The sequence below is a fragment of the Embleya sp. L77 genome (genome assembly GCF_055557415.1).
Window position 1 is genome coordinate 2,711,610 of record NZ_CM145709.1, and the last position, 22,837, is coordinate 2,734,446.

The 22,837-nt window shown below is 70.8% G+C and carries 20 protein-coding genes; 5 read left to right on the forward strand and 15 right to left on the reverse strand.

Going from position 1 to position 22,837, the window contains the following annotated elements; all coding sequences use genetic code 11:
* Position 1 precedes the first annotated feature (1 nt).
* From nuoF to ACZOOI_RS11295, 6 genes are all read right to left on the reverse strand, one after another.
* Entirely contained in the window at positions 2-1,339 is a 1,338-nt protein-coding gene (nuoF, locus tag ACZOOI_RS11270; protein WP_396009299.1) for an NADH-quinone oxidoreductase subunit NuoF, read from the reverse strand.
* A complete protein-coding gene (nuoE, locus tag ACZOOI_RS11275) occupies positions 1,336-2,220 on the reverse strand; it encodes an NADH-quinone oxidoreductase subunit NuoE (protein WP_465280532.1) in 885 nt (294 codons plus the stop codon). The genes nuoF and nuoE overlap by 4 nt, the downstream gene beginning before the upstream one ends.
* Complete coding sequence (locus tag ACZOOI_RS11280) at positions 2,217-3,554, reverse strand: NADH-quinone oxidoreductase subunit D (protein WP_391585458.1); 1,338 nt, start codon at positions 3,552-3,554, stop codon at positions 2,217-2,219. The genes nuoE and ACZOOI_RS11280 overlap by 4 nt, the downstream gene beginning before the upstream one ends.
* A complete protein-coding gene (locus ACZOOI_RS11285) occupies positions 3,554-4,276 on the reverse strand; it encodes an NADH-quinone oxidoreductase subunit C (RefSeq protein ID WP_391585538.1) in 723 nt (240 codons plus the stop codon). Before ACZOOI_RS11285 ends, ACZOOI_RS11280 begins: the two co-directional genes overlap by 1 nt.
* Before the next feature lie 158 nt (positions 4,277-4,434).
* On the reverse strand, positions 4,435-5,055 hold the full coding sequence (locus ACZOOI_RS11290) for a NuoB/complex I 20 kDa subunit family protein (RefSeq protein WP_020549326.1): 621 nt from the start codon (positions 5,053-5,055) through the stop codon (positions 4,435-4,437).
* A gap of 94 nt (positions 5,056-5,149) precedes the next feature.
* Entirely contained in the window at positions 5,150-5,509 is a 360-nt protein-coding gene (locus ACZOOI_RS11295) for an NADH-quinone oxidoreductase subunit A (RefSeq protein ID WP_391585460.1), read from the reverse strand.
* An 820-nt stretch (positions 5,510-6,329) separates the two neighbouring features.
* Here ACZOOI_RS11295 and ACZOOI_RS11300 point away from each other — a divergent pair.
* On the forward strand, positions 6,330-6,674 hold the full coding sequence (locus tag ACZOOI_RS11300) for a hypothetical protein (protein ID WP_465280533.1): 345 nt from the start codon (positions 6,330-6,332) through the stop codon (positions 6,672-6,674).
* A 984-nt stretch (positions 6,675-7,658) separates the two neighbouring features.
* Positions 7,659-8,462 (forward strand): 23S ribosomal RNA methyltransferase Erm, encoded by an 804-nt coding sequence (gene erm / locus ACZOOI_RS11305; RefSeq protein ID WP_465280534.1) that lies wholly within the window; start codon positions 7,659-7,661, stop codon positions 8,460-8,462.
* A gap of 604 nt (positions 8,463-9,066) precedes the next feature.
* Here erm and ACZOOI_RS11310 read toward each other — a convergent pair.
* Positions 9,067-9,441, reverse strand: a complete 375-nt coding sequence (locus ACZOOI_RS11310) for a cupin domain-containing protein (protein WP_465280535.1) — start codon at positions 9,439-9,441, stop codon at positions 9,067-9,069.
* Between the two features lie 127 nt (positions 9,442-9,568).
* Positions 9,569-9,940 carry a cupin domain-containing protein gene (locus tag ACZOOI_RS11315; RefSeq protein WP_465280536.1) on the reverse strand — a complete coding sequence of 124 codons (372 nt, stop codon included), beginning with the start codon at positions 9,938-9,940 and terminating at the stop codon, positions 9,569-9,571.
* 87 nt (positions 9,941-10,027) lie between these two features.
* Here ACZOOI_RS11315 and ACZOOI_RS11320 point away from each other — a divergent pair, with 87 nt between their 5' ends.
* Complete coding sequence (locus tag ACZOOI_RS11320; protein ID WP_465280537.1) at positions 10,028-10,474, forward strand: MarR family winged helix-turn-helix transcriptional regulator; 447 nt, start codon at positions 10,028-10,030, stop codon at positions 10,472-10,474.
* 433 nt (positions 10,475-10,907) lie between these two features.
* On the opposite strand, the gene ACZOOI_RS11325 is transcribed toward ACZOOI_RS11320, so the two are convergent.
* Entirely contained in the window at positions 10,908-11,738 is an 831-nt protein-coding gene (locus ACZOOI_RS11325; RefSeq protein ID WP_465280538.1) for a MerR family transcriptional regulator, read from the reverse strand.
* 146 nt (positions 11,739-11,884) lie between these two features.
* Entirely contained in the window at positions 11,885-13,078 is a 1,194-nt protein-coding gene (locus ACZOOI_RS11330; RefSeq protein ID WP_465280539.1) for an RsbRD N-terminal domain-containing protein, read from the reverse strand.
* A gap of 411 nt (positions 13,079-13,489) precedes the next feature.
* Between ACZOOI_RS11330 and ACZOOI_RS11335 the strand changes: the two genes are divergently transcribed.
* Positions 13,490-14,431, forward strand: coding sequence for an SGNH/GDSL hydrolase family protein (locus tag ACZOOI_RS11335; protein ID WP_465280540.1), 942 nt, complete (start codon positions 13,490-13,492; stop codon positions 14,429-14,431).
* A 261-nt stretch (positions 14,432-14,692) separates the two neighbouring features.
* On the opposite strand, the gene ACZOOI_RS11340 is transcribed toward ACZOOI_RS11335, so the two are convergent.
* The 3 genes from ACZOOI_RS11340 to ACZOOI_RS11350 form a co-directional block, all read right to left on the reverse strand.
* Positions 14,693-17,140, reverse strand: coding sequence for a BTAD domain-containing putative transcriptional regulator (locus ACZOOI_RS11340; RefSeq protein ID WP_465280541.1), 2,448 nt, complete (start codon positions 17,138-17,140; stop codon positions 14,693-14,695).
* A 571-nt stretch (positions 17,141-17,711) separates the two neighbouring features.
* Positions 17,712-19,136: an HAAS signaling domain-containing protein gene (locus ACZOOI_RS11345; protein ID WP_465280542.1), complete on the reverse strand. Its 1,425-nt coding sequence runs from the start codon at positions 19,134-19,136 to the stop codon at positions 17,712-17,714.
* Complete coding sequence (locus ACZOOI_RS11350; protein ID WP_020549346.1) at positions 19,133-19,456, reverse strand: PadR family transcriptional regulator; 324 nt, start codon at positions 19,454-19,456, stop codon at positions 19,133-19,135. The genes ACZOOI_RS11345 and ACZOOI_RS11350 overlap by 4 nt, the downstream gene beginning before the upstream one ends.
* Before the next feature lie 159 nt (positions 19,457-19,615).
* Between ACZOOI_RS11350 and ACZOOI_RS11355 the strand changes: the two genes are divergently transcribed.
* The gene (locus ACZOOI_RS11355) at positions 19,616-19,996 is read left to right on the forward strand and encodes a sigma factor (RefSeq protein WP_465280543.1); all 381 of its coding nucleotides are present in this window, start codon (positions 19,616-19,618) and stop codon (positions 19,994-19,996) included.
* 234 nt (positions 19,997-20,230) lie between these two features.
* Here the strand turns inward: ACZOOI_RS11355 and add are convergent, their stop codons facing one another.
* Positions 20,231-21,256 (reverse strand): adenosine deaminase, encoded by a 1,026-nt coding sequence (gene add / locus ACZOOI_RS11360; protein ID WP_465280544.1) that lies wholly within the window; start codon positions 21,254-21,256, stop codon positions 20,231-20,233.
* 209 nt (positions 21,257-21,465) lie between these two features.
* Complete coding sequence (locus ACZOOI_RS11365) at positions 21,466-22,806, reverse strand: geranylgeranyl reductase family protein (RefSeq protein WP_465281168.1); 1,341 nt, start codon at positions 22,804-22,806, stop codon at positions 21,466-21,468.
* Between the last annotated feature and the right edge of the window lie 31 nt (positions 22,807-22,837).

Genomic DNA, 22,837 nt, shown 5'->3' on the forward strand with positions numbered 1-22,837 from the left:
GTCAGCTGTGCGCTCCTGCCCCGGTTGAAGCGGGGGCTGTGCTCGCCCACGCGGTGGATGCCGCGGTGTCGAACGGACAGCCGCCGTGCTCGAAGTGCGCCAGGTATTCGTCGCGGAAGTACTTGAGCGAGGACTGGATCGGGCTCGCGGCACCGTCGCCCAGCGCGCAGAACGACTTGCCGAGGATGTTGTCGGCGACGTCGAGCAACGTCTCCAGGTCCTCCTCGGTGCCCTCGCCGCGCTCCAGCCGGGTGAGCAACTGGGTGAGCCAGTAGGTGCCCTCGCGGCACGGGGTGCACTTGCCGCAGGACTCGTGCTCGTAGAACTCGGTCCAGCGCAGCACCGCACGCACCACGCACACGGTCTCGTCGAAGATCTGCAGCGCTTTGGTGCCGAGCATGGATCCGGCCGCGCCGACGCCCTCGTAGTCGAGTGGTACGTCCAGGTGTTCGTCGGTGAACATCGGTGTGGACGAGCCGCCGGGCGTCCAGAACTTGATCCGGTGCCCTTCGCGCACCCCGCCCGCCAGGTCCAGCAGTTGGCGCAGGGTCACCCCGAGCGGTGCCTCGTACTGACCGGGCCGCTTGACGTGTCCGGACAGCGAGTACAGCGTGAAGCCGGGCGACTTCTCCGAGCCCATCGAGCGGAACCACTCGACGCCCTTGTTCAGGATCGGCGGCACCGACGCGATCGACTCGACGTTGTTCACGCAGGTCGGCGAGGCGTACAGGCCGGCCACCGCGGGGAACGGCGGGCGCAGTCGGGGCTGACCCCGGCGGCCCTCCAGCGAGTCGAGCAGCGCGGTCTCCTCGCCGCAGATGTACGCGCCGGCGCCCGCGTGCACGGTGAGTTCGAGGTCGAAGCCCGAGCCGAGCACGTTCTTGCCGAGGTAGCCGGCGGCGTACGCCTCGCGGACCGCGTTGTGCAGTCGGCGCAGTACCGGGACCACCTCGCCGCGCACGTAGATGAACGCGTGCTCGGAGCGGATCGCGTAGGACGCGATGATCACACCCTCGATCAGCACGTGCGGGTTGGCGTACATGAGCGGGATGTCCTTGCAGGTTCCCGGCTCGGATTCGTCCGCGTTGACCACGAGGTAGTGCGGCTTGCCGTCGTTTTGCGGAATGAATCCCCACTTCATGCCGGTGGGGAAGCCCGCGCCGCCGCGACCGCGCAGACCGGAGTCCTTGACGGTCTGGATCACCTCGTCGGGGTGCATCGCCAGCGCCTTGCGCAGGCCGTCGTAGCCGCCGCCGCGCCGGTAGGTGTCCAGCGTCCACGGCTGGTGCTCGTCCCAGTTCGCGGAGAGCACGGGGGTGAGGAGGGAGGGCTCGGTCACGGCGCTTGGTCCCCGTCCTGGTCGGTCGCGGCCCCGGTGGGCGGCGCGGGGTGGGCCGGGTCGGACTCGGCGGTGCGCGCCGGGGCGTCGTGCGAACTGGGCGCGGGCGGCTGCTCGTCGCGTCCGGCCGCGCCTCGGGGGGCGGGCGCGGTGCGCGGCGGAGGCACCTCGTCGGTGCGCGGCGCCCCGTCGGTGTGCGTGCCGTTGGCGATCCGCAGGCCGACCAGGCTGGCGACGCCGCCGGCGCCGCCCTCGTCGACCGCGCCGGGCCGCTCGTCCGGGAAGCCGGCCAGGATCCGCGAGGTGTCCCGGAAGGTGCACAGGCGTGCGCCGCGCGTGGGCACCGCGTCCTTGCCCGCGCGCAGGTCGTCCACGAGTTCCTTGGCCGACTGCGGGGTCGCGTCGTCGAAGAACTCCCAGTTGACCATCACCACGGGCGCGTAGTCGCACGCGGCGTTGCACTCGATGTGCTCCAGGGTGATCACGCCGTCGGCGGTGGTCTCCTTGTTGCCGATCCCGAGGTGGTCCTTCAGGCTCGCGAAGATCTCGTCGCCGCCCATCACCGCGCACAGCGTGTTGGTACAGACGCCGACGTGGAAGTCGCCGCCCTGACGGCGTCGGTACATCGTGTAGAAGGTGGAGACCGCGGAGACCTCCGCCGTGGTCAGGCCCAGCATGTCGGCACAGAACTCGATGCCGGTGCCGGTCACGTAGCCCTCTTCGGCCTGCACCAGGTGCAGCAGCGGCAGCAGCGCCGAGCGGGCCTGCGGGTAGCGCCCGATCACTTCCTTCGCGTCCACCTCCAGCCGGGCGCGCACCTCGGGCGGGAACGGCGGAGCCGGCTTGGGCGGGGGCATCGGCATGCCCAGGTCCGTACTCATCGGTCGACACCTCCCATGACGGGGTCGATGCCCGCCACTGCCACGATCACGTCGGCCACCTGACCGCCTTCGCACATCGCGGCCATGGCCTGCAGGTTGTTGAACGAGGGGTCGCGGAAGTGCACGCGGTAGGGGCGGGTGCCACCGTCGCTGACCGCGTGTACGCCCAGTTCGCCGCGGGGCGATTCGATCGCGCTGTACACCTGGCCCGGCGGTACCCGAAAGCCCTCGGTGACCAGCTTGAAGTGGTGGATGAGCGACTCCATCGAGGTGCCCATGATGTTCGCGATGTGGACGGGCGAGTTACCCAGACCGTCCGAGCCGAGCGCGAGCTGTGCAGGCCAGGCGATCTTCTTGTCGCCGACCATGACCGGCCCGGGGGCCAGTCGGTCCAGGCACTGTTCGACGATCCGCAGCGACTGCTTCATCTCCTCGATGCGGATCAGGTACCGACCCCAGGAGTCGCACGAGTCGGCGACGGCGACGTCGAACTCGTAGTTCTCGTAGCCGCAGTAGGGCTGCGTCTTGCGCAGGTCGTGCGGCAGCCCGGTGGAGCGCAGCACCGGGCCGGTCAGGCCCAGCGCCATGCAGCCGGCCAGGTCGAGGTAGCCGATGCCCTGGGTGCGGCCCTTGAAGATCGCGTTGTCGTTGAGCAGCAGCTCGTACTCGCGGATCCGGCCGGGCAGGATGTTCACCAGATCGCGGATCTTGTCCACGGCGCCCGGCGGGAGGTCCTGGGCCAGACCGCCCGGGCGGATGTAGGCGTGGTTCATCCGGAGCCCGGTGATCATCTCGAACACGTCGAGGATCAGTTCGCGGTCGCGGAACCCGAAGGTCATCACGGTGAGCGCGCCGATCTCCATGCCGCCGGTGGCCAGGCAGACCATGTGCGAGGAGATCCGGTTGAGCTCCATCAGCAGGACCCGGATCACCTGCGCGCGCTCGGGGATGTCGTCGGTGATGCCGAGCAGCTTCTCCACCGCGAGGCAGTACGCGGTCTCGTTGTGCAGCGGCATCAGGTAGTCCATGCGCGTCACGAAGGTGACGCCCTGGGTCCAGTTGCGGAACTCCAGGTTCTTCTCGATGCCGGTGTGCAGGTAACCGATTCCGCACCGGGCCTCGGTGACGCTTTCCCCGTCGATCTCCAGGATCAGCCGCAACACACCGTGCGTGGACGGGTGTTGCGGGCCCATGTTGACGACGATGCGCTCTTCGGCGTCCGCCGCGGCCTGGACCACTTCGTCCCAGTCGGAGCCGGTGACCGTGTAGACCCGGCCCTCGGTGGTCTCCCGCGCGTGCGCGGCGGATGGGGGTGTCGTTGTCTGATCGCTCATCAGTTGTACGACCTCCGCTGGTCGGGCGGCGGGATCTGGGCGCCCTTGTACTCGACGGGCACGCCGCCGAGCGGGTAGTCCTTCCGCTGCGGGTGGCCGGGCCAGTCGTCCGGCATGAGGATGCGCGTGAGCGCGGGGTGGCCGTCGAAGACGAGGCCGAAGAAGTCGTAGGTCTCCCGCTCGTGCCAGTCCAGCGCGGGATACACACTCACCAGGGACGGCAGGTGCGGATCCGCGTCCGGGACCGAGACTTCGAGCCGGACCGCCCGATTGTGGGTGATCGAGCGCAGGTGGTAGACCGCGTGCAGCTCGCGGCCGGTCTCCTGGGGGTAGTGCGTGCCGGAGACGCCGGTGCACAGCTCGAAGCGCAGTGCCGGGTCGTTGCGCAGGGTCAACGCGATCCGCGGCAACGACTCGCGTCGCACGTGGAAGGTGATTTCGCCGCGGTCGACCACGACCTTCTCGATCGCCTCGTCGAACTCGATACCGGCTTCCGCGAGGGCGCCGGAGAGTTCGTCGGCGACCAGGTCGAATTCGCCCTCGCCCTCCGCGGTTCCGCGCGGGCCGCCGTACGGGCGGGTGGCGGCGCCGGGGAAGGCGATGGTGCGGACCAGCTTGCCGTAGCCGGAGGTGTCGCCCGATCCGCTCGCACCGAACATGCCGTGCCGGACCTCGATGGGTTCGCCGCTCGGTTCGCCGTGCGTGTCGCGCGGGGCGGGCAGTTGCGCCTTCTCCTCGGGCGTGGGGCTCGGGGTGGGCTTGGGGCTCGGGGTGGCCGTGGGACCCGGGTCGGGCTTGGGGCTCGAGTCGGGCGTGGGGCTCGGGGTGGCCGTCGGGCCCGAGTCGGGCTTGGGGCTCGGGGTGCCGTTGCCGGGGGTGGTCACCGGGCGCCTCCCTCGGGTGCGTGGCCGACCGGGATGCCGGGGTTGAGCTCGTGCGCGCCTCGGCGTGCGCTCGCGGGCAGCATCTCGATGGTGGGCAGCGCCTTCATGGCGGCCTGTTCGGCGGCGCGGGCCGCCTTCTCGCGGTTGACGCCCAGCGGCATCGCCTGGATCTCCTCGCGGAGCTTGATGATCGCGTCCATCAGCATCTCGGGCCGGGGCGGGCAGCCGGGGAGGTAGATGTCCACCGGCACCACGTGGTCGACGCCCTGGACGATCGCGTAGTTGTTGAACATGCCGCCCGAGGACGCGCACACGCCCATCGACAGCACCCACTTGGGGTTGGGCATCTGGTCGTAGATCTGCCGCAGGACCGGCGCCATCTTCTGGCTGACCCGGCCGGCGACGATCATCAGGTCCGCCTGGCGGGGCGAGGCCCGGAACACCTCCATGCCGAACCGGGCCAGGTCGTAGCGGCCTGCGCCGGTCGCCATCATCTCGATCGCGCAGCACGCGAGTCCGAACGTGGCCGGCCAGAAGGATCCCTTGCGGAAGTAGCCGGCCAGCCCTTCCACGGTGCTCAGCAGGAAGCCGCTGGGCAGCTTCTCCTCGATACCCACGCGGATGCCCTCTCTCCGTCAGTCGTTGGGGGAAGCCTGTGGGGAAGCCTGGGCGTCTCGGCTCATCGGTCCCACGGTGTTGATCGGTCCCATGTCAGTCCCACTCCAGGCCGCCGCGCCGCCACAGGTAGGCGTAGGCGACAAAGACCGCGGCAACGAACATGACCATCTCGACGAGACCGAACATCCCGAGGGAGTCGAAGTACACGGCCCACGGGTAGAGGAAGACGATCTCGATGTCGAAGACGATGAAGAGCATCGCCGTCAGGTAGTACTTGACCGGGAATCGCCCGCCGCCGATCGGCTGCGGCGTCGGCTCGATGCCGCATTCGTAGGCTTCGAGCTTGGCCCGGTTGTAGCGCTTGGGCCCGGTGAGCGCCCCCATTACGAGGGAGACCACTCCGAAGGCCAGGGCAATGCCCCCGAGCACGAGGATCGGCGCGTACAGGTTCACCGCGCTCCCATCTCCCTTCTCAGTCCCCCGAAGTCACGCATGTGACCGGGTTCACAAGCTGCCGGAACGGCGCCCATCCTAGGCCCCTTCCGATGTGATCTGCGACACGGGTAGGGAACGATCATGGTGTGATCTTCCCCACCTGATGATCGATCAGAAACGGTTGCGTGCAGACAAAAATCACACAGGGTGAGAAATTTGGCCGACTAAACGATCCGCCGCTCACGGACGATGTTGATCATGGGATCCGCCTATACCACCCGTTCCGGAGGGGTATCAAATTTGGTCGAGCGTGATCGGTTGTGATAATCGATCCGCCTGGTTGCACACGGAGCGTCACGGATGGAACCGCGCTTCGCGCGGTGGCGGCTACGCCGCCGGCGGCCTCCGGCCGCTCTCCTCGCTGCCGCTCGTCGATCACTGGTCGACGATCAAGTCGTGGGCGCTGACGCGCCGGGTGTCGCCGAGTGCGCAGCGGCCGCGAAGGGGCAGGGTGGGATCAGGATCGGGGTGAGGTCGGGGTCGGGGCGGCCGGGAAACGGGGTCGCGATCGTGGGTTCCGGTTCGTGCGGCCCGAGTCGAGGTGGGGTGGCGTCCTGTCTCGGTCATCCGCACCAACTCCCCCATCCACCACACCACTCGCACGCGTGTCGTGCAGGCGGCGCCATGACCCCGGAAGGGGGGCACCTTATACCGGAGTCCGGCCACCCACGCGGTCAACCGATGGACACCTCCACCATGGCCGTCTGCGCTACTCATCCCGGCGAAATGAGTACCAGCACTCATGCCGGCGCAGCCCGTCCCTCCATAACGTCGAGCCATGTCCCAAGCCACAGCCGCAAACGAAGACCACAAGGCGGGCCGCGGCCCGATCGTCGCGTTCGTCGTCCTGGTCGTCGCCGCGATCCTCACCATGGCCGTGGTGGACGCGTTCGTACTGTTGACCCTCGCCGTCGACGCCGACACCTGCGACCACTCGTGCCCGACCGACACCACCGCCCGCAGCGACCGCTTGGTCCTCCTGGCCAAACTCAGCGGCGCCGCAGCCCTCCTGAGCCTCTTCCTCACCGCGATCCTCCCCCGCCACGTCCGTTGGCGAGTCGGCCTCCCCGTCCTGGCCATCGGCGTCGTCCTCCAGTCCGTGGCGTTGGTCGGCGCATCCTGATCGGAGCGCCCGGCAGGTCGACTCATCCGAGTCCCGCTCACCCCTGGAGCGGAACCGAACCCCCTGGCTCGTCCTCGCCGTCTCGGAACCGTGGGGCCGTGGATGCCATGGGAACCGGCCCGGGTTCCGTTCCGTCCCACGGCCGTGCAAAACCCCCACTCGCCGTGAACGCCCCAGCGCAGGGACCTCCCCGCCCACCACGCGGCGCCGACACGATCCCGAGCTCATGGGGATGCCGGCCCCGGCGCGAGGACATCCCACCGCCGAAGCGGAATCAGGCGAGCCCGTCACACCATCGAACGCCCCAACCTGTGCGGAGCACCGCTCTCCGTTCTCCGGCGGAAAGCCTCGCGGGTCTGCCGTCCACGGGGCGCACGAGCATCTCGAACCGGGGCGCCCAAAGCTCGGCGATCACTCCGCGTCACCCGGCCAGCGGCGCCGGCCGGCCGAACAGCCGGGCCGCCGGGAGGATCTCGCGCCCCGACCCGCGGCTACCCACAGGTTGGGGATTCGCGCCTGCGCGGCGCATCGACGGCCGCCGGCGCCGGCTTCCCGGATCGTCCGATCGCCGGATCCTCGATCACCGGCTCGACGACGTCGAGTATCGGCCGGGGCTGCGGGGATCGTGGGCATTCGTCGCACCGCGGGCGGGGTGCACGGGGCGTGGTTGCCAAGGCCGTGGCGCCGTGCGCGTGGGGTCAGGGCACGGGACGGGGCGTGGGCTCGGGTGGGGGTTTCGGTGACGTCGGTACGTAGTGCCATGGCGCCGTGGCGGGTGGCGTCGTCGGAGAGGAAATGGGGTGAAGGGAGCCGGGTGGGCCGGCTAGGGTGGCGGGATGTTCGCTTCCGCTTTCACGAGGACTCGCCGCTTCTAGCGGCGGGCCGAGAACCTCTTCTCTCCTGGTTCCGCCGCACTTCGGGTCCCTTCGCCGGTGCGGCCCCTTCGTGCTGCCCGGCTCCGAACTGCCTTTGCGGAGCCCCCTCGTGCCTTATCCCAATCCCACTCATGGTGGACGTCATGAGCTCGGTCAGAACTTCCTCGTCGATCGTGCGGTGATCGCACTCTTCGAGGACCTCGTCGCCCGTACCACCGGGCCGATCGTCGAGATCGGCCCCGGGGATGGTGCCATCACCTTGCCGCTGAGCCGAGCCGGGCGACCCATCACCGCGGTCGAACTCGATCCGCAGCGGGCCCGGCGGCTGGCGCGACGGGTGCCCGCGCATGTCGACGTCGTGGCCGCCGATGTGCTGCGGTTTCGGTTTCCGCGCAAGCGGCACACCGTGGTGGGCAATCTGCCGTTTCACCTGACCACGCCGGTACTGCGGCGGTTGTTGGAGACCGACCATTGGCAGCACGCGGTATTGCTGGTGCAGTGGGAGGTGGCTCGGCGGCGGGCGGGGGTGGGCGGGGCCACGATGCTGACGGCGGCCTGGTGGCCCTGGTACGAGTTCACGCTGCACGCACGGGTACCGGCTCGGGCGTTCCGACCGATGCCGTCGGTGGACGGCGGGCTGCTGTCGATGACCCGCCGAGATGCGCCATTGATCGAGGAACGCCGGGACTCGTACCAGGAGTTGGTGCGAAAGGTGTTCACCGGCCCGGGTCGGGGTCTGCGCGAAATCCTGCCCCGGACGGGGCACTTCGCAGGTCCGGCGCTGCGCGGGTGGTTCCGGGAGCAGCGCGTCCCGGCACACGCGCTGCCCAAGGATCTGACGGCGACCCAGTGGGCCGCACTGTGGCGTTTGACCGGTACGCGGGGACGAGAACGAGGCGGCCGGCTCGGGTGAGCACGATCGTCCCGATGGCTCTCACGCGCGTGGGTGTGCACTTACGTACGGGTCGCGGCTGAGTGTCGGTGCGATGGGCTGCGGGGCCGGACCCGGGGCTGAGGGTCGAGGTCGGCGGATCGGCGTTTTCGCCGACCCGTCGGCCTGTGGGTCCATCGGCCCGTCGGCCGGCGCGATGTCGGCGTTCGGCAGCCGGAGGCACGGGCAAAACTGTTCCTGGACGGGTCCGTTCCTTGGACGGGTCCGTTCCCTGGACGGGTCTGTTCCCTGGACGGGTCTGTTCTCTGGGAGGGACCGTTCCCCCGAGTCGGCGTTCCGGGCGCGCGATCGAGACGTCAAGGGATCGAGGCGCTCGAACTCGATTGCTGCGCTTGGCGAATTCCACCGGCGGAAGGAACTGGGGCACAGCGCCCCACGACCACCGTCCGACGAAACGCGCGCCCGCCCGGCCGACCACCCGCCCGGCCGGCCGGCTCAGGTCGGCGTAATCGGCTCACGCCGGCGGGGATGACGGTGGCGCCGTCCCGTCCTCGCCCTCGTCCTCGTCCGGCGGCCTCGTAATCGGCGTCCCCGGCCCGGTCGATCCCCGGGGATCCGCACGGCGCTACCGGGCCCACGGGGCGACGAACGGCTCCTGGCCCGGAATGAGTCCCTGGCCGCCGACCGGAAGGACCACGACGGCCTCGAACGGGTCGGTGCCGTGGTTGGCCAGGGCGAACGAAGTGTCGGCCGGGACGATCAGCGCATCGCCCGGTTCGACCTCGAACGTGTCGCCGTCCATGGTGACGGTGAGCCGACCCGACAACGCGACGAAGATCTCTTCGCGCGTGAGCGCATGCGGCGGGGACGACGTACCCGGTTTGAGGGTCAGCCGCCATGCGGCGTTCTCGGTGGAACCACGGCTCGGGGCGGCGAGGCCGACGAAGGTCGCGTGCGGGTTGTCGAAGACAGGCGCTTCGGCGGCGGCGATGAACGGCATGGCAATCGTCTCCTGGAGGCAGAGCAAAGGCGGAAAAGAAGCAGGTGTGCGGTCTACCGGACCTACGGCGAATCCAGACGTGACGGCTCTCCCGGGCCCACGACGGGGTGGATCCAGACGCCCGGCCCTACTGGGCCCACGGCGGATCGATCAGGTCGCCGCCCACCTCCGCCCGACCACCGACCGGCAGGATCGCGACCGCCTCGAACGGCTCGTCGCCCGGGACGGCGATGCCGAAGAGCACGTGTGCCGGGACGACGAGGGCGTCTCCCGCGTGGAAGTCGCGGGTTTCGCCGTCGAGAGTGACGACGGCCTTGCCACTGATCGCGATGAAGATCTCCTCGCGGGTAACGGCGTGTTCGCGGCCGGGGTTGCCCGGCTGCATGGTGAAGCGCCAGACGCTGTTCTCCTTCGAGCCGCGACTTGGGGCGGCGAGTCCGACGGCGGTCATCAGCGGGGCTTCGAAGACCGGCGCGTCGGCCGCTTTGATGAGAGGCATGAGGTTCCTCCGTTAGAGTGCTCAACCAAGGTGTACAACTAAAGTGTGCAACCAGAGTTGAGCATATCTGACGGGAGAGCGTCAAGCATGGATTTCGGACTGCTGTTGGGGCACGCCTACCAGGCCTTCGTTCAAGAGCTGCACGCACACTTGGCGGAACGCGGATTCCCGGCGGTGGGGTCGTCGTACGGCTTCGTGCTCCGCACACTGGACCGGGAGGCAGTGACCGCGACGCAGCTCGGCGAACGACTCGGAATCACCGCACAGGGCGCGGCGAAGGTAATCGACGAGATGGTCGCCCTCGGCTACGTCGAACGCCGCCCGGACCCGGCGGACAAGCGCGCGAAGCAATTGCACCTGGCGCCGGGCGGGGTTGCGATGTTGGCGGTGGTACGCGAGTTCCACGCCGAGTACGAAGCCAGGTTGAAGCACGAAGTCGGCGCAGACGAAGTAGCCGCCGTACGCCGAGTATTGGCCGCGATGGTCACCACATCCACCGGGCCGGACCTGGCCCGCCTGTTCCGGCCCCTGTGAGGCGACCCGGCTGGGCGTGCCGGCAACGACCGGCCCCACGGGCAGGCGTCGGGGCGGGCGGGCAAGCGGACGTGCGGGCAGGCAGGCGTGCGGGAGGGGGGACGTGCGGGCGGACGGGCGGACGAACCGACGGGCGTGCGTGCGCGCGGGCGGGAGGACAGCCTGCGGACTGACGGGAAGACGGGCGTACGGACGAACGGACGGACCGACCGGCGGACGGGCAGGCGTCCGGGCGGCCCGATGTACGGACCTGCGGATGCGTGGGCGCGTGCGTGCGCGACCGGCTCGTCAGGTCCCGATCGGGACCTGACGAACCACCCATCGCCGGGCGTACCCATGGCCGAGCAGACCGAGCGGTACGCGCCACGCGCCGGCATCACTCGCCACTCGCGCAACCACCGCCCGCGTGCGATCACCCGGCCGGCATCCCGGTTCAGCCGGCGGCGATCGGCTCCTGGAGTTCCGTAACCCACTCTTCCGGATCGTCCGGGCATTCGAGGTAAAGCTCCCGGGCGTAACCCAGGGAGCGATACCCGCTGGCATCGATCCACCTGGCCAACGCCTGGACGCCGGTCATCACGTTGTCCATGGAGCCGCGATGGACGTACGTCGCGGCACACTCGATCTCGGGCAGGTCCACGATCGCAAAGCCGAATTCGGCTCGGGGCCCCGTCGCGACCGTCATGCCGGCGTGGATGACGACGGTGTCGTCCTGGTCCGGCGCGGCCTCGTAGTAGGCGATGCCCGGCCCGTTCGGAGCCACTCCCGCAGCCTCCAATCGGCGACACAGTTCGTCGTACAGCGGGCCGATGATCGGCCCGATCCCCTCCGGCCCGTCCGCATTGGCGGTGGTGGTGGCGGTCAACTCGGCAATCCGGACTGCGGGGATGCGCTTGACCACGATGTCGTCGGCAGACATTCGTCCCTCGGCCTCGATCGTCCGGAGCCTCGCCTCGACCCGAGCCAGCCGCAGGGCGTCCGCCGCCACCGTGGCGGCGAGTTCGGCCTGCCGCAGACGCAACATCCCGCGCAATTCCTCGGCGCTCACCCGCTCGTCCAGGATGCTCCGCACCTGGTGAAGGGTGAAGCCAAGGTCCTTCAGCGCGATCACCCGGTTGAGCCGGGCGAGTTGGCCGGCCTCGTAGAAGCGATAGCCGCTGTCCGGGTCGACTCGGGCGGGCCGCAGCAGCCCGATCGCGTCGTAGTGCCGCAACATGCGAACCGATACGCGACCGTGCCTGGCGAAGTCTCCGATGCTGAACATGACGCCTCCCAGTGCAGAGCCTGACACGGTGTCAGGGTCAACCGGGGGGGGCGACGCCGGGCGGGGTGAGCCGGTGGAGCCGACGACCGAGCGGAGTGGGCTGAGGCGCGGCGCGGCGCGGCGACCCGCCCCCACCCAACTCCCCCTCAGGCCACCGGCCCCGGTGCCAACGTCCGCCGCGCCACCAAGGCCGCGTTCAGTCGATGCAGGTCTTCGGCGCGGTTCGGGGACAGGCCGGTGAGGCCCGTCACTCGGCGGATGCGGTAGTCGACGGAGTTCGGGTGCAGGTGCAGGGTGGCGGCGGTGGCCCGGCGGTCGCGGCCGTGGGTGAGGTACGTCTCCAGCGTCAGCAGTAGCTCGGGTCTGCGATCGAGCGGCGCGAGGAGACCGGCCAGGCCGGCCAACGCGGCGCTGGGGCGGCTGAGTTGGTAGTCGAGCAGCACGTCGGCGAGCAGGTACAGGCCGGGGCCGCGGCCAGTGCTGCGGATCAGTCGGAGCACCTCGGTGTTGCGGTCCACGGCGTCCGGGATGCCGGTCGGCTCGGTGAGCGCGGCGGAGGCGGTGATCGGGGTGTCGGCCGCGTCGGCGGCGTGCGCGATCAGGGCGCGTACGTCCGGCCAGTCGGGCGCGGCGTCCACCGGCAGCAGCGCGGTCCCGCCGCCGGGGTCGAGCGCGGTCAGCGCGGGGCGGCCGGTGAAGCCGTCCAGGGCCTGCCGGATCCGGCGCAGCTTGCGCCGCGCGGCGATGGCGGCGCACGGGCCCGGGCGGGCCTCGTCCGGATGCGCGGCCAGGACGAGGGTCAGGACCAGGTAGCGGGCGGCCGGCCGCACCCCCGTCCGGCCGGCGACCGTGTCCGCGGATTCGCCGGCGAGCAGGGCGGCCAACAGCGCGTGTCGGCCGCTCTGTTCCGGCCCCTCCAGCAGTCGGCGGGCCTCCAGGTAGGCCGAACTGACCGCTGCGACGATGGCGCGCTGGAGGCCGAGCAGATCCGCGAACAGGGCCAGTACGTCGGCGAGTTCCTCGGGACGAGCCTGTCCGGTGGTCTCTCGCCAGCACATCTCGACGCCGATCTGATACGCGGTCAGGATCGCGTCGAGCGGTACGCCCTCCTCCGCCCGCTGGGCCGCCGAGGCGCGCTGCGGCGCGAGGTTCGCCTCGCCCGCCGCCAGCCGGCCCTCGACCACGTCGGCGAACAGCCGCACCGTGTGCTGCACGATCTCGGCGATGTCCCCGGCCAGTTCCTCGGCGGGCAGCGCCGCGTACGCGGGCAACTCGGCGGGCAGCCGATCCAGCACCTCCCTGGTCAACCGGGGCGCGCCGGCCCGCAATCGGGCCGCCACCGGCCGCCCGCCGATCCGCAGCGGAACGGGGCGCGTTCGATCCGAGCACGATCGCACGGCGGGCGCGCCGGAAGCGGCGAACGCGGCGGACGCGGCGGACGCGGCCGAAGCGGCCGAAGCACCGGCTGCGCCCGCTGCGCCAAGAACTTGGGCCGCACCGGGCCCACCGGCCGTACCGGCTCCACTGGCTTCACCGGCCCCATCAGCCGTGCCGGCCACGGTCCTTGCGCCGACCACGTTCCTTGCCCCATCCGCGGCCCCTGCGCCGTGTGTGGTGGGCGTCCGGTCACGCGGCGAGTTGTCACGTGTCACAGGGACCCTCCGGAAAGTCTGTGTTACTCACCAGTTAAGCCGCTCTGTCCGAGTCTGCATGATGACGCGTGGGACATTCCACGACCGGCGGGAGTCGTCATGAACTCTTCTGCACGCACGAGGAGTCGGCTGCACAGCAGTCCCCGGAAGCCAAGCCGTCGTCTGCGCGGGTTCGCCCGTGCCGCCGCGGCGGCGATCGCGGCCGGCGCACTGGCCCTGGCCGGCCTGGTCGCCGGAAGTGCGCCGGCGGGCGCGGCGGATCGCCAGGTCTACGTCGCGCTCGGCGACTCGATGGCCTCGGGCCCGCTGATCCCGGACATCACCGGGCCGCTTGCGTGCGGCCGGTCCACCAACAACTACGCACACCTACTCGCGGCGCGCCTGAACGTCGCCGAGTTGCGGGACGTGACGTGCAGCGGCGCGGACAGCAACGACATGACGTCGCCGCAACACCTGTCCCTGGCCGGCGTCGACATGGGTGAGGCGCCGCCGCAGTTCGACGCGCTCGGTACGGACACCACGCTCGTCACCCTGACCATCGGCGGCAACGACGTGGGCCTGGTGGGCGTAGCCCAGGGCTGTGCGACGCTCAACCCGTTCGCGACCCCGTGCCGGGACGAGTGGACGGCCGGCGGGGTCGACCGAATCGCCCAGCGCATCGATGCGTTCGCGCCCAAACTCGGCGCGGTCCTGACCGGCATCCACCAGCGCGCCCCGCACGCCCGGGTCGTGGTCACCGGCTACGGCCTGTACATCAAGCCCGGCGGCTGCTGGCCGTACCAGCCGGTCCTCGGGGTCGACGCGGACTACCTCCAGGGCAGCGTGAACCGCCTCAACGCGACAATCGCCGCCCAGGCCGCGGCACATGGCGCCGACTACGTGGACGTGGCGGGCCCCAGCGCCGGCCACGATGCGTGCCAGGCCCCCGCCGCCAAGTGGGTGGAGGGCTACGTCCCCACCGACCTGGCCGCCCCCCTGCACCCCAACCGCCGCGGCGAAGCCAACTACGCCACGATCATCGCCACCCACATCCCCGCGTAACCGACCGCCCCGGCACACCCACGCCGCGCGCCACCCGACCTCCGGAGGCGCGCGGCCGACCCCTGCGATCCGGCGGCCAACCCGAAAGCCCCACGAATCCCGCGCCGAACCACACACCACCGGCGCGCCACACCCACCCGAGCGACCGCCCACCCGAGCCACACCTACCGACGACGCACCACCCTCACCCAGGCAGGCACCACACCCACCCCCGCACCCCACACACCGCGCAATCACCCACCACGCAACCCCCCACCCCCGCTACGCGCCCGCCTCGTACCCGTGGTCGCCCGACTGGGCGAGGGAGCGTTCCACTCCCGCCTCCATCTCCTTGCGGGCCGCCTCGTCCGCGACGCCCGAGCGGTCGAAGGCCACGAGTGCGCCGCGCCACAACTCGGCCGCCTCGCGGTACGCGAAGTGGATCTCCGCGTCGAGTGCGGCAAGACGCGCGAAGTGGGTGGCCTTCGCCGCCGTGGCGCGCGATGCCGACGCCAGGTAGTGGTGGGCCAGCGCCGCCACGTCCCGCGGCCGCACGGCCTCGATCGCCTCGGCCGTGCGGGCGTGCATCCGGGCTCGGCGCAGCTGGGACAGGTCCTCGTAGAGCGTGTCCCGGACCAGCGCGTGGGTGAACCGCAGTTGGCCCGCATCCGGCTCGACGAGCAGGCCGGTCAGCAGCGCCGATTCGACCGCGTCGAGCACCGTGTCCTCGTCCGTGCCGCCCTGCGCCAGCAGCACGTCGACGTCGATGTCCCGACCCAGTACGCACGCCTGCTTGAGCACCTCCTGGGCGGCCTTCGGCAATCCCGCGACGTGCCGCCGGATCACGTCCCGCACCCCGACCGGGACCTCGGACACCGCCGCGTGCGCCCCCTCCGCCGCGAGCACCCGCGCCGTCTCCAGGACGTAGAACGGATTGCCCGCCGTGCGGTCCACGATCGCCCGCACGGTGTCCGCGTCGATCGGCGCCGAGACCGCGCCGCGCACCAGGTCGGCGACCGCCTCCGGGGCCAGGCCGGTGAGTTCGATGCGTTCCGGGCCGCAGCGCGCCAACCGGGCGAGTGCGTCGGCGAGCAGGTCGCCGACCTCGTTGTGCCGGTAGGTGACCACGAGCAGCACCCGCCCGGCCGCGTCCCGGTCGGTGGCCAGGTGGCACAGCAGCGCCAACGTCTCCTCGTCCGCGCGGTGCACGTCGTCCAGGACCAGCAGCCATGGCGTCTCGGCGCCGGCTCGGGCCAGGTAGCCCACCACCGCCTGATGCAGCCTCAGCTTCGCCGCCGCCTGATCGCCCACCGGGACGAACGAGTCGGCGAGCAGCGGGGCCAGCACCCGGGCGGTCTCCTCGTCCGGCGGGCTCACCGCCGCGAGCGTGCGCAACATCTGGGTCCACGGCCACCCGGCCGGCGCGCCGCCGGACTCGGGGCAGCGTCCCCACGCGGCCCGCCAACCCTCGGCGGCCAGCAACTCCCGTACGTGCTCGGTCAACGCGGTCTTGCCCTCGCCCGGATCGCCGCTGACCAAGGCGACCGCGAGCCGCCCGTCGGCGCGCTTCGCCGCGGCCAACAGCGTCGCGGTCTCCTCGGCCCGGCCGATCAAGGTGGTCGTACGCGCCACGAATCCGCCTCCCGTCGCAGCACCGGAAACATGCTCGGGAACCTGGCCGTGGACCCGACCGAAGGCCGGGTCGGACCCATCCACGGGAACCCGGCCGTAGGCCCGGTCGGACCCATCCGCGGAAACCTGCCCGTACACCAGGTCGGGCCCATCCGCGGAAACCTGCCCGCCAACCGGGTCGGACGAAGCCGAGCGGTCGATCCACGCCGCCCCCGGCGCCTCCCGAAGCGGCGGTACCGCGACCCCCACCGCAGCCCCCACCGCGGCCCCTGCCGTGGCCCCCGCCGTGATCCCCGCCCCGACCCCGGCCGCGCCCGGCACCGCCACCGGCGCATCCAACTCCGCGGCGTGCGCCAGGATGTCCGCCTCCAGGCGCTGCAATCGAGCCCCCGGCTCGACCCCCAACTCCTCCCGCAGCGCGGTCCGTACCCGGCGCAGCACCGCCAACGCATCGCCCTGGCGCGCACATCGGTACATCGCCAGCGCGAGCAGTCGCCAACTCTCCTCGCGCAGCGGGTGCGCGGCCGCGTGCGCCTCCAGACCCGGCACGATCCCGGACGCCTGCCCGATCGCGAGACCGGCCTCGGCCCGGCGTTCGACCGCGACCAGACGCAACTCCTCCAGCCGGGCCGCCTCCGGCCGCGCCCACGGCTCGTCGGCGAACTGCGCGTATGCCGGCCCGCGCCACAGGTCCAGCGCCGCGGTCAACTCACGCAGCGCCTCCGCGGCGGCGCCGGCCGCCAGCAGGCCGCCGGCCCGGTGTACCAACGCCTCGAAGCGCCACGCGTCGACCTCGTCCGTGCCGACCCGGAAGGCGTAGCCCGGCGGCGCGGTCACCAGCACCGTCGAGGGCGTACGCGGCGCGCGGTCGGGTTCGAGCGCACGGCGCAGGTGCGACACGAAGGTCTGTACGGAGCCGAGCGCGCGGTGCGGCGACTCGCCGTGCCACAGGTCCTCGATCAACCGGTCGACCGGTACGACGTGCCCCCGCGCCAGGACGAGCCGTGCGAGAACGGCCCGATGGCGCGGGCCGCGCAGGTCGGCCGGCCGGTCACCGTCCCACGCCTCGAGCGCTCCCAGAACACGAAACGTCAGCATGGATAAGAGACCTTACTGATGCGTCACGAGCTACCGAGCGGCGGCCGGGGCTGAAGTCGTCCGGCCTTTCTCCCATGGTGCGTTCAACGCCCACTCGACGCTCGATGAACGCCCTTGCCGCCATCCTGCCGTCGTCCTGCCGTCGTCCTGCCGTCGTCCTGCCACCCACTCGCCATCCACCCGCCCCGGGCCGCCCGGTACCGATCCGCCGAGCGCAAACCGAGACCAAGCACACCGCCCGGCCCGGAGGTACGGTCGCCGGGAGGTACGGTCGCCCGGACGTACGATCCGCCCGGACGTACAGCCGGCCGACCCGGACACCCGGCCCGCACATCACCGACCGGCACCGCACCCAACCGCCCGAGCCCGAGCCCGAGCGGCCGACGACTGCCGATCCCGAGACCCGACTCGGAGCCCGCGTCCGAACCAAGTCGGCCCCGGCACCCGAAGTCCACGTCACGAGGCCCCCACCTGAGCCGGGCCCGACTGGGAGCCCGACTCGGAGCCCGACTCGGGACCCCCGCGCCGGGACCCGATCCAAGCCCCGAGTCAGTCCAACGCGTCCCGATCCTCAACTCCCGCCCTGCGCAGGCGCGGTCGCCGATTCCCCGGTCTTCGGGCTCGCCGGCGAGGCAGGCGGACCCGAGTTCGGCGGCACCGGCGGGGTGGTCGGATTCACCGGACCCACCGGAGGGCTCACCGCGCTCGGCGCACCCGACGCACCCGACGACGGCGCCCCCTGCGGCAGTTGCCCACCAGGCTGCGTCGCCCCGCCCGGCTGCGGTGTCCCGCCAGGCTGCGTCCCCCCACCCGGCACCGGGTTCGCCGAGGGCTGTGCCCCCGGTCGCACCGGGATCGCGATCGTGAAGGGCGCCGTGCCCTCCTCGACGCGGCAACCGGCCGCGCCCGGTTCCACGACCACTCGCGGCTGCGGGAACGGCAGGCTGTCGCGGTTGCGCACCAGGTTCGGTCCCGCGGGCCCACACCGATAGTCGTAGTCGGCGGGGGCGAGCCCGAGTTGCTTGCCGTCCTGGTCGAAGAGCAATACGTCCTTGAGCGGACGACCCTGCGCGTCGAAGGGATAGATGTTCTGCAGTCGTTTCCCGTCCAGCGTGCCCAGCAGGGTGCCGGCGTCCAGTTGGCGGCCCTCTATGTTGTGGTAACTCGGCTCGTACGGCGGCGGGCCATAATTCACGGACTGCATCGAGCGGTCGTCCGGCTTCAGTTGCCCGGCGGCGAGCATCCCGATCCCGGCCCCGATCAGGAACGCGTTGATCGGCACCGCCACCCACACCAGTCGCCGATCGCGCGCCGCGCGCGGGCCCAGCCACAACGACCCGACCAGCGTCAGGAAGCCGGCAACCACCGGCCACCACACGCCGCCCGCCACGACCCACACGAGCGCGGCCACGATCAGCGCCCGCGCCACCCACCAGGCACTTTGCAGACCCATCAGGAAGCGCACCGGCTCCGCCCATCGGCCGGTGCGCAAGGACTCCCCGAGAGCCCTCGCGCGTCGGGTGACCGACAGCGCGGCGACCTCGGGCAGCCCCGCATCACGGCCGCGCAACCACAGTGCGTTCAGCGCTTCCACAGCCAGGCCCAGCAGACACGGAAAGATCCACCACCGGTTCGCCTCCTCCTTCTCGGAACCGATGGCGATCCCGGTCAAGAACGCCGCGCCGAGCGCGACGAGCAGTCCCAGGCACAGGAGTTCGACCTTGCCGAAGCCGGACAGGCGGCCCGACCCGGTCGGCGTCAGCGGCGGATAGCCTGCCGCTGCGCGCAGTTCGGCCGCGTACTCGTGCGGGGTGCCCAGACGTGCGCGCAGCGACTCGGAGGAGACCGCGCCGTCGAGTTCGGCGACCACCTCGCTCAGGTTCACCTCGACGTCGTCCAGGATCTCCTCTGCCTCGGCGGCCGGCAGGTCGGCCAGAATGCGGGCGACCTCGACGCGGTAGTCCTCCGCGACGGGGTGCAGTGCGGTGTCCTTCATCGGGTCTCCCCCACCAGTTCCGACATCGTCCGGGCGAACGAGTTCCACGTGTCGGTGGACTCCCGGAACCGCTCTCGGCCGGGCTCGTTCAAGGCGTAGTACTTGCGGTTCGGGCCTTCGTCGCTGGCCACCACGTAGGACGTGAGGAGCCCGGCGTTGTACAGCCGCCGCAACGTGCCGTAGACCGACGCGTCGCCGACGTCGTCGAGGCCGGCCTTGCGCAACCTGCGCAGTACGTCGTAGCCGTAGCCGTCCTCCTCGCGCAGCACGGCAAGCACCGCGAGGTCCAGCACTCCCTTGAGCAACTGACTCGGATCCATGACCCCTCCAGCTCTTGTGCGTTGCACGGTACCACGCAATGCGTAGTAGTGGTCGGGCCGAACCCGCCGCCCGCGATATCGGGCGCAGCCCGCACAGCGGATCGGCCCGGACTCGCATTTGTAGTAGGGAAGCCTTCGAGCAAGGAGACGAGCGACGGAATGCGGTTCGAGGACTTCGCGGCGGCTCGACTGCCGGCCTTGCTGCGCTATGCCGCACTGCTGTGCGGGGATCGGGAGTCGGCGCGCGACCTCGTCCAGGAAGCCCTGACGAAGGCGCTCGTGCGCTGGAAACGCATCGGTTCCCTGGTGGACCGACCGGACGCCTACGTCCGCACGATGGTCACCAACGAGTTCTGGCGGCCCCGATGGAACGGGGCGCGCCGCGCATCCGGTTCATGTCCGGGGACAGCGGCCACCTTGGCCGGATCGGGCAGAGTGCTCCGGCCACGGTGCTCGCCGGGCACGACACCTGGTATTTCACGCGCCCCGATGCCGGAGTGCTGCCACCCGTCGGCGGCGCGACCATGGTCGCGAAGGTGAACGGTTGCGAGGTGCTGATGAGCGTGACCGACACCGACCTGGTGCCCTATTCGACACTCCGGGAGATGTTCTCCTCGACGACCTTCGGAAACTGCGCGGCCCGGACACCTCGACAACTCCGCTCAACTGAACACCACATCCGGACGGGACGGGCGTACTCCCTTGCCGAGCAAGGGGGTTGCGCCCGTTTCCGGTATCGGCCACCCCACCTTCGCCGTCAGCCCACTTCCAGCGTCAGCCCGCCGCCGCCACCCAGGCGTCCAACTCCGCCACATACCCGTCCCGCAGGTCCTCCGGCAGCCACGCGATCGCGAACGCGTTGTACTCGAAGCGGGCCACCTCGGCCCGACTCAGGCCCAGGACGGCCTGGGTGCGTTCGAGGTTCTCCTGCACGTACGCGTCCATGTACGCCGGGTCGTCCGAGTTGATCGTGACCAGGATGCCCTCGTCCAGCATCCGCCGGATCTCCTGCTCCTTGATCCCGTCCACCACGAAGGAGTTGGAGACCGGACACACCGTCAGGCCGAGCCCGCGTTCCTTGATCGCCGCGACCAGCTTCGGGTCTTCCAGGGCGTTGGAGCCGTGGTCGATCCGGTCCACGCCGATGTCCTCGATCGCCTGGCGGATGTGCTCGACGCTGTTCTCCTGGTCGACGTCGCAGTGCATGGTGAGCCGGAAGCCCTCGGCCCGCGCCCGCGCGTACACCGTGGCGAACTTGGCCGGCGGGTTGCCGCGCTCGTCGGAGTCGAGCCCGATTCCCACGATCCACTCCCGGTACGCCAGCGACTGCACCAGCGTGGCCATCGCGTACTCGGCCTGGAAGTCGCGCAGGAAGCACATGATCAACTGGGCCCGGATGCCCAGTTCGCGGCGCGCGTCCCCGATCGCCCGGGTGAGCCCGCGTACGACCACGTCGAACGGCACGCCGCGTCCGGTGTGCGCCTGCGGGTCGAAGAACATCTCCACGTACCGCACGTTCTGCGCGGCGGCCTTGCGCAGGTACGCCATGGCCAGATCGTAGAAGTCCGGCTCGTGCACCAGGACCTGCATGCCCTCGTAGTAGACCGTCAGGAAGGATGCGAGGCTGTCGAACCGATACGAGGCACGCATCTCCTCGACCGAGGAGTACGGCAGTTCGATCCCGTTGCGCTCGGCCAGCGCGAACTTCAGCTCGGGCTCCAACGTGCCCTCGATGTGCAGATGCAGCTCGCACTTGGGCAGTCCGGCGATGAAGTCGCGCATGTCGCGGGCGTCTTGCATGGGAGCAGTCCTCCGAAGTCGTAGTGATGGTGCGCCCGCCGAGCCAAGCACACCACCACCGCGCGCGCACCACACCGACACCACGTGCGCGTCCCGCCCGCCCCTACGTGCGCGTCACACGGGCACGGGCGTCACACGGGCACGGGCGTCACGCGCGCACGGGCGTCACGCGCGCACCCGCATGCCCGCGCCCGCATGCCCGCCCCGCATCACGCCGCGGGCGCGATCCGCACCATGCCGTTGATGATCCGGTCCATCGCGTCGCCGCCGCGCGGGTCGGTCAGGTTGGCCAGCATCTTGAGCACGAACTTCATCAACATCGGGTGCGGCAGGCCGTGCTTGGTGGCGAAGTTCATCACCCGCGGGTCGCCGATCAGCTTCACGAACACCCGACCGAGCGTGTAGTAGCCGCCGTAGGTCTGCTTGAGAATGCGCGGATAGTCGTGCAACGCGCGCTCGCGGCCCTCGGGCGTGAGTCGGGCCACCGCCTGGGTGATCACCTGGGCCGCGATCTCGCCGGACTCCATCGCGTAGGCGATGCCCTCGCCGTTGAACGGGTTGACCATCCCGCCCGCGTCGCCGACCAGCAACAGGCCCTTGGTGTAGTGCGGTTGGCGGTTGAAGCCCATCGGGAGCGCGGCGCCCCGGATCGGGCCCTCCTGGTTCTCGTCGGTGTAGCCCCACTCCTCGGGCATCCCCGCGACCCAGCCCTTGAGCAGGTCGCGGTAGTCGATGTCCTTGAACGCGGAGGAGGTGTTCAGCAGGCCCAGGCCCACGTTCGAGGTGCCGTCGCCCATGCCGAACACCCAGCCGTAGCCGGGCAGCAGCTTCTCCTGGCCGTCGCGCCGGTCCCACAGCTCCAGCCACGACTCCAGGTAGTCGTCGTCGCTGCGCGGGGACTTGAAGTAGGTGCGCACCGCGACGCCCATCGGGCGGTCCTCGCGGCGGTGCAGGCCCATCGCGAGCGAGAGCCGGGTCGAGTTGCCGTCGGCGGCGACCACGATCGGCGCGCGGAAGACTGTCTCCTCCTTGGCGCCGTTCATCCGCACGTTGACGCCGACGATCCGGCCGGTGCGCTCGTCCAGGATCGGACCGGTGACGTTGGCGCGCTCGTACAGCTTGGCGCCGGCGGAGGCCGCCTGGCGGGCCAGGATCTCGTCGAAGTCGGCCCGCTTGCGAACCAGGCCGTGCGCGGGGTAGCTGGCCAGGTCGGGCCAGTCCAGTTCCAGGCGCATGCCGCCGCCGAGGATCCGCAGACCCTTGTTCGGCAACCAGCCGGCCTCGACCGAGGTGTCCACGCCCATCGCGATCAGCTGCTTGGTGGCGCGCGGGGTGAGCCCGTCGCCGCAGACCTTCTCCCGGGGGAACTCGGTCTTCTCCAGCAGGATCACGCTGACGCCGGACTTGGCCAGGTGATACGCCGTGGTCGATCCGGCCGGACCGGCCCCGACCACGATGACGTCGGCCTCATGCGTCGAGTCGGCGCGCTTGGTGGTTGTGACGGGCGCTTGGTCGGTCACGGACGACTCCCCTGGAAGTCTCTGCGGCAGTGCCGAAACCGGGACGGTTCCGGCCGGACAA